Here is a 14,365-nt window from a genome sequence, read left to right on the forward strand (position 1 = left end):
TCAAGCCGGCGTGCCACACATGATCGCGGGCTCGCTAGCGAGTTCGGCCCATGGCATTCCACGCTCGACCCACGATATCGACATCGTCATCGATCCGACGTTCGCAAGCCTGGAGCATTTACTAAAGCTCCTCGCCACCAAAGATCGCTACGTCGATCCTGATAAGGCCCGCGCAGAGTTCCTTCGCCGAGGGCAGTTCAACGTCATCGACATGACCACGGGTTGGAAGGCGGACCTCATCTTCCGCAAGGCGCGTCCATTCAGCCGTTCCGAGATCGATCGGAGCTCCGAGCAAGAGATTCTCGGCGTACATGTACTCGCCGCGTCGGCCGAGGACACAATCCTCTCGAAGCTCGAGTGGGCAGCAAAGAGCGGCGAGTCCGAGCGGCAGCTGCGGGACGTGCGCGGCATCCTCGACACGCAGGGCGACGCTTTGGATTTCGCGTACATCGAGCAATGGCTCGACGAGCTTGGCGTGCGAGAGCTGTGGGACCGCGTGCGGAGCTAATTCGACGGGGAGTCGCCGGCGGGGTGGGCGCCGGGGGGGACGATTTCGAAGTGCTGGTAGTCCTGGCGCGTGTGCCAGCGGGCGCCCCAGACGAAGCCTTCGGCGTCGAAGGCGCGGGTGACGGCGTCGCCTTCGATGATCATGCCGGGGCGCACGTTGGTGCGGTCCACGAAGGGGATGCCCGAGGTGGGAAGCACGATTTCGCCTTTGATGTAAGGGTTCTCGACGGTGTTGATGTCGATGGCCCGCCCGTAAGAATGATTGGACCACGCGGTGCCGCCGGTGACGGGGCGGCAGTTGAAGCCCGACGTGTCGTCCGCCTCCATCGCGGCTTCGTCGCTCCCACCGTATTTGTCGATGGGCTCCATGCGGCGGATGGGAAAGCGTGCGCTGTACATGCTTTTGAACACGCGCACCACCGCCGCGCTCACCTCGTGGTGGACGATCATGCGGCCCCAGTGCGGCTTGGCGTCGAAGCCCCAATACGTCATATCGATGGCGCGCAAGTCCTCCATGGCCACGGGACAGCCCGGGCGCCACGACACGCCATTCATGGATTTGGCCGTCTCCGCGTCGATCGGCAGCACGAACGCCAGAAATGGCGGCTGGATGTCGATCGCGTCGGCACGCGTGCGGTGCAGGGCAATCATCGCAAAAGCCGACGCCGCCAGGAGAAGGATTGCACCCAGACCGAACCGCACGACGAGCACGCTAGCACTTTTGGCGTTCGCTTTGCGTGTACCGGAGCATGATCCAATGGCCCCCCGAACATCGGTTGAACGACGGAGCGCGTCACGCGCTCGCGCACTTCCGCGAGACGGCAGCGGCACGGGAGCTCGCCGAGGACGACCATCGCTGGAAGCTCGAAGGCACTTCGTGGTCCGACGAATTTCCCTACAGCCTGCTATGGCAAGACGAACGATTCCATGAACTTCGGGTGACATGGGAGTCGGGCGGCGTCTGGTGGTTCGATCGCGGGCAGGTCGCGCTCTAGAGCGCTCCAATACTTTGGCAGGTGCTCCAATGCTTTACATTCGAGCGTTCCACCTGCCGCGCTAACGGCGATATGATAATGAGAACCGCGACATGCCCATCAGCGTCTTCGATCTGTTCAAGATCGGAATAGGCCCCTCGAGCTCTCACACCGTCGGGCCCATGCGCGCAGCGCTGATGTTCGCCACCGGACTCTCGGACGATGGGCTGCTCGCCAACACGGCCTCGGTCCGTGCGGAGTTGTACGGATCGCTCGGTGCCACGGGAAAGGGGCACGGCAGTGACAAGGCCGTGATGCTCGGGCTCGAGGGCAACCACCCCGCAAAGGTGGATCCGTTCGTCGCCCACGATCGCGAGGCTGAAATTCGCTCCACGTTGAAGCTGCGGCTCCTGGGGACGCACGAGATCCCCTTCGACGACCGCGAGCACATCGTGATGCACCGGCGCGAGTCATTGCCATTTCACCCCAATGGGATGATTTTGCACGCGTACGACGCTGGCGGTGCTGTCCTGCGCAGCCGAACCTATTATTCCGTTGGGGGCGGCTTCGTCGTCGACGAGAACGCCACCGGCGCCGAGCGCGTCAAAGAATCGGACACGGTGATCCCGTATCCATTCCGCACCGGCGCGCAGCTCCTCGGTTACGCCGACGAAACGGGCCTCTCCATCAGCCGCATCATGCTCGAGAACGAGAAGGCGCTGGGCAAAGAGACCGGCTACTCCACGCCGGCCGAAATCCGCCGCGGCCTGCTCGAGATTTGGTCCGTCATGCGCGAATGCGTGCGCAATGGCTTTGCGCGCGAGGGCGTGCTGCCCGGCGGGCTCAAAGTCAAACGCCGCTCGGCGGAGTTGTACCGCAAGCTCACCACGCGACCGGATCCGTCGGATCCCTTCGTCGTCATGGATTGGGTGAACCTCTATGCGCTCGCGGTGAACGAGGAAAACGCCGCAGGAGGGCGCGTGGTGACGGCCCCAACGAATGGCGCCGCCGGCGTCATCCCTGCGGTGATGCACTATTATGCGAACCACGTCCCCGGCGCCGACGAAGAGGGGATCGTTCGCTACCTGCTCACGGCCGGGGCCATTGGAGTCATCTACAAAGAGTGCGCGTCCATCTCGGGTGCGGAGGTGGGCTGCCAAGGCGAGGTGGGCTCGGCCTGCTCGATGGCGGCTGCCGGCTTGACCGAGGTGCTCGGCGGCTCCCCGCGGCAGGTGGAAAACGCGGCGGAAATTGGCATGGAGCACAACCTCGGGCTCACCTGCGATCCCGTGGGCGGCCTCGTGCAAGTGCCCTGCATCGAGCGCAATGCCATTGCCGCGGTCAAAGCCATCAACGCCGCGCGCATGGCCTTGCGCGGGGACGGCAGCCACTTCGTCTCGCTGGACAAAGTCATCAAGACGATGCGGGAGACCGGCGAGGATATGAAAGACAAATACAAAGAGACCTCGCGCGGAGGCCTCGCGCTCAACGTCATCGAGTGCTGACGACGTCGAGCACGACGCGCCCGCGCACGCCGCCTTCGACGGCTTCGTGGGCGCGCGCAATGTCCTCCAGCGGAAAGCGCGCCGCGATCGGATAGACGAGACCCGACGCGGTGATGGCACGCGCCGCCTCCAACTTGGCGGCGAGCGGAAAGTCGTCGCTGCCGAGAAGTCGAATGGTCACGTTCTTGAAGAGCAGTGGCCAAAAGGGAATCTTCGGCTCGGCGTCCGCAGTCGCATACGCGGCGATGACGCCGCCCAATGCGAGCACGTCGTGGTTCGACCCGAGGTTCGCATCGAAGGCCACCTCGATGATGCGATCCACACCGCGGCCGCCGGTGAGCTCGAGCACCCGCTGCGTGAAGTCCGCTGCGCCTTGCACGAGCGCGTCGCGTGCGCCCGTCTCGCGCTTTGCCGTCGCCACTTCGTCCTCGGAGCGCACCGTCGCGATCACGTGCGCGCCTCCGCGCACCGCGAGAACGGCCGCCGCACGCCCCACGGCCCCCAGCGCACCGCGCACGAGCACCGTGGCGCCTTGCACCGGACCATCGGCGAAGACCGCCCGATGCGCCGTGATGCCCGGAATGCCAAAGCATGCACCTTGCACATAATCGATGCCATCGGGAAGCGAGACCGCCTGTTCCGAAGGGATGCACGTGAACTCTGCGGCCGTGCCCCACGGTCGATACGATTGCGCGCCGAAGCACCACACGCGTTCACCCACCCGCGATGCATCGACGCCCTCGCCCACGGCATCGATGACCCCTGCCCCATCGCTATGCGGAATGATCCTCGGATGCGCCATTGGCATCCCAAGCCATGGCGCCCTCTTCTTCACGTCGCCAGGGTTGATCCCCGAAGCGTGGACGCGTACACGTACCTCTCCCAAACCCGGATAAGGAGGGGCGGGCATTTCACCAACGACCAACACCTCCGCCGCGGCTCCACGTCGTTCGTACCAGGCGGCGCGCATGCCTCACTTTAGCCTTGACGGTACTCCGGGCATCCATCATCTTGCCATCATTGTGATAATGGTTTTCATTATCACTGCTGCAATCCTGTCGTGAACCGAAGGACGAGTTTGATGATCGCTTTGACGCTGGCGTCCACGGCCGCGGCGGGTCGGGCACGCGGTGCGGATCCCGAGCCGCGCGATCCGCACGACACGGTCGTCGTCACGGGCACGCGCACGCCCGAGCGGTCGCAGCGCGCAACGGTGAAGACCGACGTGGTCACGCGCGACGAGATGGATCGCCGGGGCGCGACCAACGTGGGCGAGGCGCTCGCAACGCAACCGGGCGTGCGCGTCGATCCGGGATCGTACGGCTACCTCGGCAATATCCACGCGATTCAGATTCAAGGCTTCGATCGCGATCGCGTGCTCGTGCTGGAGGACGGGGAACGCGTGGTGGGCGACATCGGTGGGGCCATCGATCTGGCCGCCCTTCCCACCGCGGACCTCGCGCGCATCGAAATCGTCACCGGCCCCACCAGCTCCCTCTATGGATCGAGCGCACTCGGCGGAGTGGTCAACCTCGTCACCGCACCTCCGCGCTTCGAAGGACCGAGCGCGCGCGCACGGATCGAAGGGCGGAGCTATTCCACGCTCTTTGCGCAGGCCAACGGGGCGTACCGCAAAGGTCACTCCTTCGTGACCCTCGATGCAAACTACTTCCATCAAGACGGCATCGCGCGCGCGCCCGGGCTGCCGGACATGCAACTCCCCGATACGTCGCGCCAGATGATTGGCCTGCGCGCGGGGACGGACATCTCGAAGCGCATCGATCTGCGGGTGCGCGCGCGCTGGCTGCACGACAAGCTCGACGGCCTCAAATCCGAAGAAACACCGGGACTCGGACGCTACCTCATCGATCTGCCCGAGGAGACGCATCGCTACACCCTTCACGTGATCGAAACCATCGATCTGGGCCGCGGCTCGAATGTGCGCCTCACATTGGGACGTCAATGGAGCGACAACGAGACGGCCAACGACCGGCGCAATTCGCCCATCGATCAGATCCGCGACCGCCACCAGCGCATGCAGAGCTTCGAGGGCGTGGTGACCGTCGCCGATGGGCCGCGCACCTGGGTCCTCGGAACACGCGCCGAGGCGGAGACGTTCTCGCAATACCTGACGAAGTCCGACAGCCTGGCCTCGGGCATCACCACCACGCGCCAGCAAGAGGTGGTTCCGCAAAGCTTCGGCAATGCGGCGGGCTACGGGCAGCTCGAGTGGCGTTTCGGGAAAACCTTCACCGTGCTCGCGGGTGTGCGCGGCGAAGGGCACACGAAGTACGGAGGCGCCGTCTCACCGCGCCTTGCCCTCGCGTACCGCCCCACGCCGGAGGTCGGAATACGCCTCTCGGGAGGACGCGGATTTCGCGCGCCGAGTGCCAAGGAGCTGGGGTTCGTGTTCGACCACTCCTTTTACGGATACCGCGTGCTGGGCAACCCGCTCCTCACGCCGGAGACATCGTGGGGCGTGAACGGCGATGTGACGTGGCAGCCCGATCGCAACGTCACCTTGCGGGCATCGGGGTTCGCCAACTGGGTCGACAACATGATCGACATCGACCTCGCGAACGGCGTTCCGAACGGCACCGTCGTCGATTACCGCTACACGAACTTCGGCAAGGCGCGCACCTTGGGCGGAGATGTCTTCGGGAGCGTGCGCCTCTGGAAAGAGCACCTGCGGGCGGAGGTCAATTACTCCTATCTGTGGACCCGCGACGATCTGAACGATCGGCCGCTCGCCGGACGGCCGCCCCACACCGTTACGGCCTCGCTGCGCGCCCAGCTTCCATGGAAGCTCGAGGCGTATGGCCGCTGGCGCATGACCACGGACGCCTTCATCGACGAGAACACACGCGCGCCCGCGTACTCGATGGTCGACCTGCGCGTGGGGCGTGACCTTTGGCCCAAGTCGCACGCTTACGCCGGCGTGCTCAACCTGCTCGACGTGCATCAAGACGTGGGACGCGTCGGCGATACGCGGCCGCCGCTCGGTCGCGTGTTTTACATCGGCCTGCGCGCCGATTTTTCTCTGGAGGACGAATGAAACCGCGATTCCTTTGGCTTGCTCCATGGCTCGCCCTCGCGTGCGCATCGTGCAGCGACAGCGCGGGCACGAAAGACAATACGGGCGACGCCGGACCGGGCGGCACGCCCGACGCGGGGCACGATTGGAGCGTGTTCTCGTCGGGCACCGAGCTTCGCGTCGCCGTCCCCGAAAGCGGCCGTGCGTACGTTCGCTTGGATCCACCGGCGGTCGTCCAAGTGCCGGGCGATCCCAAAGCGTCGAGCGACTGGGATATCGCGCTCGAGCAATACGACGTCTACACGAACAGCGGCGCATCCGGCTCGGCCCACGGCTCGGCATTCGGGCCCATCGATGCACCTTCGTACAGCGCGGCCACCTTGCCGCAGGTACCGCTCTTGTTCACCGATAAGGCGGGCGGCGCCTTCGTGAAGTGGTACGCGTACGACGGCGATGCCCACGTCCTCTATAGCCGTTACCACGTGGCCGGAATCCAAGATGGTGCGCGCCGCTGGAAGGTGCAGGTGCTCGGCTATTACGGAGAGCGAGACGGCGCACCGGTCAGTGCATTGTACAAGATTCGTTATGCGGAGCTTTTCGCCGATCACGTCGGCGACACCGTGGAGGCGAGCACCCTCGATGGCACCGCAGGCGGCCCCGCGGCCGACCCGAGCAAGCCGAGCGAGTGCATCGACCTCGGCACCGGCACGCGCACGATGCTGACCCCCGCGGCTGCGAGCGCGTCGAACGCGTGGCACCTTTGTTTTCGGCGCGATGCCATCGGCGGCAACGGCGGATTGGGTGGGCCACGCGGGGTGACCAGCATCGACTTCGACGATGCAGCCATTGCGGGCGAGGCGCTTGCCCAAGTCCGAGTGCGCAACGCGGATAGCGAGAAAGCGCGCTTCGACGCGATCAACTGGGCGTCGTTCGAGGGCAAGACGTTGCGCGGTGACCGCGTGATCAGCGCATTCGGCGAAACGTGGGCCGATCGCAACGCACGGACACCGGCCTATGCCGCGTGGGTCGCCACCAGCGCGGGCGGGGAGAAGAAGTACTTCATCGGGTTTACCTCTTTCGAGAATGCCACCGCGGCGTCGCCGGGGACGGTCGCCCTACGCATCAAACCTTTCAAAGAATAAAAGAGAAGGATGAGAGCTATGAAACATAGCCTTTTCGCTGGGCTTCTTTTGTCTTCCATGGCGATCACCGCCGGCGCGGCGGGTTGCAGCGGCGACGACACCGTGGCGAACAACCCTGGCGTCGACGCGGGCAAAGACACCGCGGCATCGAACGACGCCCAGAGTGCCGACACGGGTACGGGCGCCACGGACGCGGGCTCCGATGCCGGCGAACGATGCTCGGCGGCCAAGGAGCAATTGCTCAAGCCCATCGACACGGTGTCTACGGGCGACGTCAACGTGTACGCCACCGAAGGGAATGCGCAACGCATCTACGTGAACGCCAGCGCCGGCGGCTTGAACGGGGCGAGCACGAACCCGCGCATCTACTTGAAGCTCGCCTCCACCAAGGTCGCCGTGACGGACAAATCCGCCGGCGCCTCCGCCGATTGGGACTTGGCGCTCAAACGCGATGTCATCTTCACCAACAGCGGTGATGGCGGCAAAGGCCAAGGTAGCGCGCTGTTCTTGGCGGACAAGCCGTTCGACGAGGTGACCGTCGCCGACACGCAGGGCAAGACCTTCGACACGGAGAACTTCTTCGACGACAATTGCACGCCGAAGCGCGACGAGTTTGGCAGCGTAAAAACGACGTTCAGCGGCTGGTACGATTACAACGACGCAACGCACGTGCTCACGCCCAAGGAGGGCACGTTCCTCGTGCGAACGGCCGCGGGGGCCTTCTTCAAGCTGCAGATTCTCTCGTACTACTCGACGGCCGACGGCGGCACCGGGATGGCGGGCGGCCACTTCACCTTCAAGGTCGGGGCGCTCTGAGTCATGCGGGCCCTCGGCGTTGCGCTCGGCGTGCTTCTCGCGGCGGGCGTCGCCGAGGCCCATGCGCAGACCTGCACGCGTCCCACCGACCCTGCCGGTTACGCCGGCTACGCGTATGGCGCCGCGGCCGTCGCGCACTTCGATGAAGCGCGCACGCGCATCTGGTACACGACGGAGGGCGAGCATCGCGTCCATGCGGCGAGCACGCGCCCCGATGGAGTGCCCGACGAGGTAGCCCGCGCCGCAGCGGTGACGCAAGATGCGCTCGATCGCTACGCGGGTATGGGATTTCGCGCGCCGCCGCCCGACGAAGACACCGCGTGCGGTTCCAACGGCGGCGACGGCCGGCTCGATGTGTACCTCGTGCATTTCACGGGGGCTGACGGCACCGCGGTGCCGGAGCGGTGCGTGGGACGGCAGTGTGCGAGCTTCATCCTGGCCGAGAGCCAACTCGGGGAGAGGTACCCCACGGCCGAAATAGGCATCCGCACCGTGCTCCCGCACGAGGTGTTTCACACCGTGCAGAACGCCTACGACGCGCAGATGGATCGCTTCTGGGCCGAGGGGACTGCGCAGTGGGCGGCAAAGACACTGGATCCCACGCTCACCGATCTGGAGTCGTTTCTGCCGGCGTTCTTTCGCGAGCCATCGCGCTCCCTCGATCTTCCGCCGGGCGGGGCGTCCGCCGCGTATCTTTATGGCAGCGCGATCTGGCCGGTGTACCTGACGGAGACACGCGGCAACGACATCGTGCGCACCATTTTGGAGGCCGAAGGTGCCGATGGCAGCCCGGCCTTGAAGGCGACGGATACCGTCCTGCGCCCATCGAGCCTCGCCACTGAGTTTACGCGCTTTGCCGTTTGGAACACGGCGACGGGAACACGTGCCATGAACGCTGGATACCGTGATGCCAAGAAGTACCCCATGTCGAGCGTGCCGGATTTCCCGGCCGAGGGCAGTGTGCGACGTGCCACGGCAGGCCTCGCGTCCTTCTATTATCGATTGAAGGTCGACGCGGCGAAGCTTCTCGCCTTCGAGGCGGATCCCACGCGCACGGCCGCAACACTCGTTCCGCTCGAGGACGGGATCGCGCGCATCGATCGCACGACAGCGCTTTCGACGACGATTCCGACGCGCGTCGAGGCCGAATCCATCCTCGTCGTCAGCGGCGTGACCACGAACAAAACCGATGCAACCTTTGCGCTCACGTTGAGCACACCTCCGCCGATCGAAACCCCTCCGCCGCCAGACCCGGGTTCGAGCTCCAACTCGAGCTCGGGCGGCTGTTCCGTCTCATCGCACGAGAGCTCGAGCAGCGGCTCCTTCGCCCTCATCCTCGCGCTTGCGCTCTTCGCGGCCGCGTGCGGTCGCACCTCGTCCGCCAAACCAACGCAAGCGGCGCGCATCGTTTCCGTCGGTGGACCGGTCACCGAGACCGTCTTTCTCCTCGGCGCGGGCGAGCAGGTCGTCGGCACCGACACCTCCAGCGTGCACCCCGACAAAGCCAATCAGCTTCCGCGCGTCGGCTACCAACGCACCCTCGGCGCCGAGGGCGTCTTGAGCCTTACCCCCACCCTGGTCATCGCCGCCGAAGAAGCCGGCCCGCCTGCCGCACTCGAGCAGATCCGCGGCGCCGGCGTGCGCCTCGAGATCATTCCCTCGGAGCCATCGGTCGCGGCGGCACGGGCGCGCATCGAAAAGGTGGGGCAGCTCCTCGGCCGCGACACGAAGCAGGCCCTCGGCGACTTCGACGCGGACATCGGCCGCGCCGGCGCACTGGTTGCCAAGGCAACATCGCACCCCAAGGTGCTAGCCCTCTATGCGCGCGGCCAGAATCTGCTGCACGTGTTCGGCGCACACTCCGCCGCCGACTCGATGGTGCGCCTCGCCGGCGGCATCAACGCGGTCAGCGGATTCGATGGCTCGAAACCCATGGCCCCCGAGGCGATGGTCGAGGCGGCGCCCGACATCATCCTCGTCCCCGCGCGCGGATTGGAAAGCCTGGGCGGCGCCGAGGGCCTCGCCAAGGTATCCGGCATCGCACAAACCCCCGCGGCGAAAGAGAAGCACTTCGTCGCCATGGATGACCTGCTCCTGCTCGGCTTCGGTCCGCGCACGGGGCAGGCCATCCGGGAGCTCGCGCGAAAGATTCATCCCGAGCTCGCGTCGGAACCCGACTGATGCTCCTGCCGGCCGCGCTTCCGCTTCCGCAACCCCGCACGCGACGGCGGCTGATCCTCCCCGGCCTGATCGCGCTTCTCGCCGCATCGGCCATTCTCGCCGCGGCCCTCGGGGGCGTGCCGCTGCCGCCGCTCGAAATCGCTGCACTCCTCGCCAGCAAGGCCGGCATCGCACTGCCCGTGGAAACGACGCAGGAGCACACCGCGATCTTCTTCGCCATCCGCTTGCCACGCGTCGTGCTGGGCGTGCTCGTTGGCTCGGGGCTCGGCATGGCGGGTGCGGCCATGCAGGGCGTCTTTCGCAATCCGCTGGCCGATCCGGGCCTGCTCGGCATCTCCAGCGGTGGTGCGCTGGGGGCCGTCGCCGCCATCGTGCTCGGCGCGCACTGGGCGCAAGCCATCGCGCCGTGGATCTCTGCACCGCACATGCTGCCGGTGGCCGCCTTCCTCGGTGCGCTCGGCGCGGCATGGCTCGTGGAGCGCCTCGCCCGCGTCGAAGGCCGCATCGTCGTATCCATGTTTCTTCTCGCGGGCATCGCCGTCGCCGCACTATGTGCCGCGCTCACGGGCCTTCTCACCTTCACCGCCACCGATGCGCAGCTTCGCACGATTCTCTTTTGGACCCTGGGAAGCCTCGGCGGCGCCACTTGGAAGACCGTCCTCGCGACGGCGTTGTTTCTCGCCGCCCCCGTCGCACTGCTGCCGCGCTTTGCACGCGCGCTCAACGCGCTCTTGCTCGGCGAATCGGAGGCACGAAACCTCGGCGTCGCCGCCGACCGCGTGAAGAAGGTCACCACCGTGCTCATCGCGCTCGCCGTGGGCACCTCCGTCGCGGTCTCCGGCGTGGTCGGATTCATCGGCCTCATCGTCCCACACGTCGTGCGGCTCACCGCAGGCCCCGATCATCGCGTGCTCCTCCCAGGCTCCGCGCTCCTGGGCGCCAGCTTGGTTCTCTGGGCCGACGCCCTTGCGCGAACCGCCGTGTTGCCCGCCGAGCTTCCGTTGGGCATCGTCACGGCATCCGTCGGCGCGCCCTGTTTCATCGCACTGCTCGTGCGCGAACGCGGGAGGCTCGGATGATCGAGGCACGCAACGTCAGCTTTCGCGCCGGCGCGATCCCTCTCGTGAACGAGGTGTCGCTCGCCGCCAAACCCGGCGAGGTCGTCGCCATCGTCGGCCCCAACGGTGCCGGCAAATCGACCTTGCTCAAGATGCTCTCCGGCGAGCTCACCCCATCGTCGGGCGAGGTCCGCATGGGCGACCGCCCCCTCGCCGAATGGTCCGTGCACGACCGCGCGCGGGTGCGGGCCGTCCTTTCGCAGCACGAAGACCTTCGCTTCGCCTTTACCGGATTCGACGTGGTGCTGCTCGGGCGCTCGCCCCATATCGCGGGCACCGAATCGATGCGCGACACCGCCATCGCGCGATTGGCCATGTCCGCAACGGACACGCTCGCCTTCGAAGAGCGAACCTACGTCACCCTTTCCGGCGGCGAGCGCCAGCGCATCCAGCTCGCGCGCGCCCTGGCCCAAATCTGGGAGGCACCCGAAGGGCAACACCGAGTGCTTCTTTTGGACGAGCCGACGAACAGCCTCGATTTGCATCACCAACACGCCGTGTTGCACTGGGCGCGAAAGATGGCGGCAGACGGAGTGGCCGTCGTCGCCGTGCTCCACGATTTGAATCTCGCCGCACAATCCGCCGATCGCATTGCCGTCCTTCGCGCCGGCCGCCGCGTGGCCGAGGGCCCGCCGGGCGACGTGCTCACGGCGGAATTGGTGCGCGAGGTCTTCTCCGTCGAGGCGATGGTGCTCCCGCACCCCGAGCTCGACTGTCCTCTCATTGTCACGCGTTCCGCATCATCGGAGGTCCGGTCATGAATCAAAACGATTTGTACGAGCGGTGGCTTGATCTTCGGGCCTCCGAGAAACGACTGTTCGCGCTCGATGCCGCGAACAAATTGAATGTCACCGAATGCGAGCTCGTCGCCTCGGCGTGCACGGCCCCGTCGGGCTCGTCGGGCCCTATCGCCGTACGCCTCGAGGTGCCCGATTGGGTTGCCTTCGTATCCGCCCTCCCCAAGTTGGGACTCGTCAAAGCCATTACGCGCAATCAACCCGCGGTCATCGAAGTGGAGGGCAACTACGATCGCATCGAGTTCTTCGGCGCCCATGGCCAGAGCCTCGGCACCATTGACTTGCGCATCTTCCTTCGCGTCTGGCGATACGCGTTTTTCGTGCGCGAAGAGACATCGCGCGGCACCTCGGAAAGCCTGCAGATTTTCGACGAGACCGGCCGAGCCATCCACAAGATCTACCTTCGCGCCGAAAGTGACCGAACGGCCTTCCTCGAGCTGATCGAGACGTACCGCGCGAAGTCCAGCGCGGCCTTGGAGCTCGCGCCGCCCGCGCAAGTTCGACCGGTCCGTCCCGACGCGGAAATCGATGTCGATGGGCTTCGGCAAGCCTGGCTTGCCATGACCGACACGCACGAGTTCTTCGGACTTTTGCAGCGATTCAGCGTTGCCCGAACGCAAGCGCTCCGGCTGGCAGGCTCCGATTTGGCCTATCCGGTGGAGCGCGACAGCCTCGAGCGGATCCTGCAGAGCGCGGCGGCGTCGGGCCTATCGATCATGGTGTTCGTCGGCAACGCGGGAATCATTCAGATTTACTCCGGCGCCATCACCAAGGTCGTTCCGACCGGACCGTGGATCAACGTGCTCGACCCGACGTTCAACCTGCACGTCCAGCGCGATTTAATCGATTCAGCCTGGGTCGTGCGCAAGCCCACCAAAGACGGGAACGTCACATCGCTCGAGCTCTACACGCGCGAAGGTGAGCAGATTGCACTGCTCGTTGGGCTTCGAAAGCCAGGTCAAACGGAGAACCCCGCTTGGCGCAGCGCAGTGGAAGCACTCCCGGCCGCGCTAAACCAAAATGTTACTTCTTTGACCTAATCCTATTTCATTTCCCTTGCGTACGTGGCGCGTGGTGGTTCTAATTAACTGAGCGAGGCGCGGAGAGCGCCCCACGCACCGCTGTCAAGACAGCGCTGGGAGGAAAACAAGCAGACGAGTCTTTGCGGAGAGATAGTCGCCTGGTGCCCGCGTCACGTAACTGCGCGTCACGAGACCTTGAAAGCCGTTTACCTCATGTAGCGGCTCCACAAGGAGGTACCTGTCCAGGTAAGATTGAAAATCATAATCGATATTCAACGACCCCGTTGAACTTCGACGGGGATCCCTAAGCCAGTGGAAGCACCAGGCAACGCCCATCTCTCCGCGCGACGCCGGCACTATTGCCGGCGTCGCTTTTTTTGTCTGCACCATCCGGCACTCCACCGACGCCGGAGCAGGGTCTCCTACCAGACTGAAGCCACTTCGAAACAATCCGCTTGCGGCCACCATCCACTACTCAGCACCGAGTCAGGTCCTACTCAGGTCTTCGACCGGGCCATCCCGATATCCAAACGACACCGCCCCTGCCCGGCGGACATTCGTAACCGGCACCTTGTATAAGCGCAGCACCGTTCCGACATCGGTATCGTCCAAAAGCGAATCGTCACCTCCGGTAACGACGCGGCAACGTGAGTGTCCACATACTCACCTCGCTTGCCACGTCTTGGTGTCCAGGTTCGTTTTGGACGGCGTCGTTGAGAGGAGTCCATTGTGCGTGCGCAGCGCCGCGGACGGCGCACCTGCTAGCACGAAACGTCTCCGAAAAATCCAACCGCGCCCCCGATTTCCGTCGTTGCTCTCTCGTTCGAAGCCCGCGTGTCACCAGGAGTAGTGCGTCAAGTTGTACGCGTTCCGATTAAAAATCGAATTTGAACTATTCGCACTAATTCCTAGTACGCGCGGCAATTAGTCGGTTTACCGGAGGTACGTCAGATGCGGATGGGCATCAGGGTTTCGGTGCTTATAGCGGCTGTCGCCGTGACGGCGGCTGCGTGTGGAAGTTCCAATGAAAGTTTCTTCGATCCCAACGCCCAGGACGGTGGCCCTCCAATAGGGAACGGCAATTCCGATGCGGGCGGCGGGTTCGGTCAGACAGACGGTAAGGCGCCCCCGGTTAACTGCACACCCAAATCGGCGTGCGCTCCCGACCAAAAATGTGGGTTGGAGGGCGACGGGTGTGACGGAACGCTGGGATGCGGGGCCTGTGCGCCCGGCACGACCTGCGGCGGCGGTGGAAAGCATTTCGAATGC

The 14,365-nt window shown here is 65.1% G+C and carries 12 protein-coding genes; 10 read left to right on the forward strand and 2 right to left on the reverse strand.

Annotation, left to right across the window (positions count from 1 at the left end; all coding sequences use genetic code 11):
- Positions 1 to 19: 19 nt before the first annotated feature.
- Positions 20 to 508: a hypothetical protein gene (locus LZC95_39000; protein ID WXA92427.1), complete on the forward strand. Its 489-nt coding sequence runs from the start codon at positions 20 to 22 to the stop codon at positions 506 to 508.
- Here the strand turns inward: LZC95_39000 and LZC95_39005 are convergent.
- Positions 505 to 1,209, reverse strand: a complete 705-nt coding sequence (locus LZC95_39005) for a M15 family metallopeptidase (GenBank protein ID WXA92428.1) — start codon at positions 1,207 to 1,209, stop codon at positions 505 to 507. The genes LZC95_39000 and LZC95_39005 overlap by 4 nt on opposite strands.
- A gap of 47 nt (positions 1,210 to 1,256) precedes the next feature.
- On the opposite strand from LZC95_39005, the gene LZC95_39010 reads away from it, so the two are divergent.
- Both LZC95_39010 and LZC95_39015 read left to right on the forward strand, forming a co-directional pair.
- Positions 1,257 to 1,502, forward strand: coding sequence for a hypothetical protein (locus LZC95_39010; protein WXA92429.1), 246 nt, complete (start codon positions 1,257 to 1,259; stop codon positions 1,500 to 1,502).
- Between the two features lie 92 nt (positions 1,503 to 1,594).
- Positions 1,595 to 2,986: an L-serine ammonia-lyase gene (locus tag LZC95_39015; GenBank protein ID WXA92430.1), complete on the forward strand. Its 1,392-nt coding sequence runs from the start codon at positions 1,595 to 1,597 to the stop codon at positions 2,984 to 2,986.
- Here LZC95_39015 and LZC95_39020 read toward each other — a convergent pair.
- Positions 2,973 to 3,896, reverse strand: coding sequence for an NADPH:quinone reductase (locus tag LZC95_39020; GenBank protein WXB00255.1), 924 nt, complete (start codon positions 3,894 to 3,896; stop codon positions 2,973 to 2,975). The two genes, LZC95_39015 and LZC95_39020, sit on opposite strands and share 14 nt — an antisense overlap.
- Before the next feature lie 171 nt (positions 3,897 to 4,067).
- Between LZC95_39020 and LZC95_39025 the strand changes: the two genes are divergently transcribed.
- Genes LZC95_39025 through LZC95_39055 form a run of 7 tightly spaced genes read left to right on the forward strand, consistent with a single transcriptional unit; the run spans position 4,068 to position 13,114 of the window.
- The gene (locus LZC95_39025; protein WXA92431.1) at positions 4,068 to 6,041 is read left to right on the forward strand and encodes a TonB-dependent receptor; all 1,974 of its coding nucleotides are present in this window, start codon (positions 4,068 to 4,070) and stop codon (positions 6,039 to 6,041) included.
- Positions 6,038 to 7,162 (forward strand): HmuY family protein, encoded by a 1,125-nt coding sequence (locus tag LZC95_39030; GenBank protein ID WXA92432.1) that lies wholly within the window; start codon positions 6,038 to 6,040, stop codon positions 7,160 to 7,162. Before LZC95_39025 ends, LZC95_39030 begins: the two co-directional genes overlap by 4 nt.
- Before the next feature lie 18 nt (positions 7,163 to 7,180).
- Positions 7,181 to 7,978, forward strand: coding sequence for an HmuY family protein (locus tag LZC95_39035; protein WXA92433.1), 798 nt, complete (start codon positions 7,181 to 7,183; stop codon positions 7,976 to 7,978).
- Positions 7,979 to 7,981: 3 nt separating this feature from the next.
- Entirely contained in the window at positions 7,982 to 10,159 is a 2,178-nt protein-coding gene (locus LZC95_39040) for an ABC transporter substrate-binding protein (protein WXA92434.1), read from the forward strand.
- A complete protein-coding gene (locus LZC95_39045; protein WXA92435.1) occupies positions 10,159 to 11,238 on the forward strand; it encodes an iron ABC transporter permease in 1,080 nt (359 codons plus the stop codon). The genes LZC95_39040 and LZC95_39045 overlap by 1 nt, the downstream gene beginning before the upstream one ends.
- Positions 11,235 to 12,038 carry a heme ABC transporter ATP-binding protein gene (locus tag LZC95_39050; protein WXA92436.1) on the forward strand — a complete coding sequence of 268 codons (804 nt, stop codon included), beginning with the start codon at positions 11,235 to 11,237 and terminating at the stop codon, positions 12,036 to 12,038. The genes LZC95_39045 and LZC95_39050 overlap by 4 nt, the downstream gene beginning before the upstream one ends.
- The gene (locus LZC95_39055) at positions 12,035 to 13,114 is read left to right on the forward strand and encodes a hemin-degrading factor (protein WXA92437.1); all 1,080 of its coding nucleotides are present in this window, start codon (positions 12,035 to 12,037) and stop codon (positions 13,112 to 13,114) included. Before LZC95_39050 ends, LZC95_39055 begins: the two co-directional genes overlap by 4 nt.
- Positions 13,115 to 14,365 lie beyond the last annotated feature (1,251 nt).

The sequence above is a fragment of the Sorangiineae bacterium MSr12523 genome (assembly GCA_037157775.1).
In the GTDB taxonomy this organism is placed as follows: domain Bacteria; phylum Myxococcota_A; class Polyangia; order Polyangiales; family Polyangiaceae; genus Pendulispora; species Pendulispora brunnea.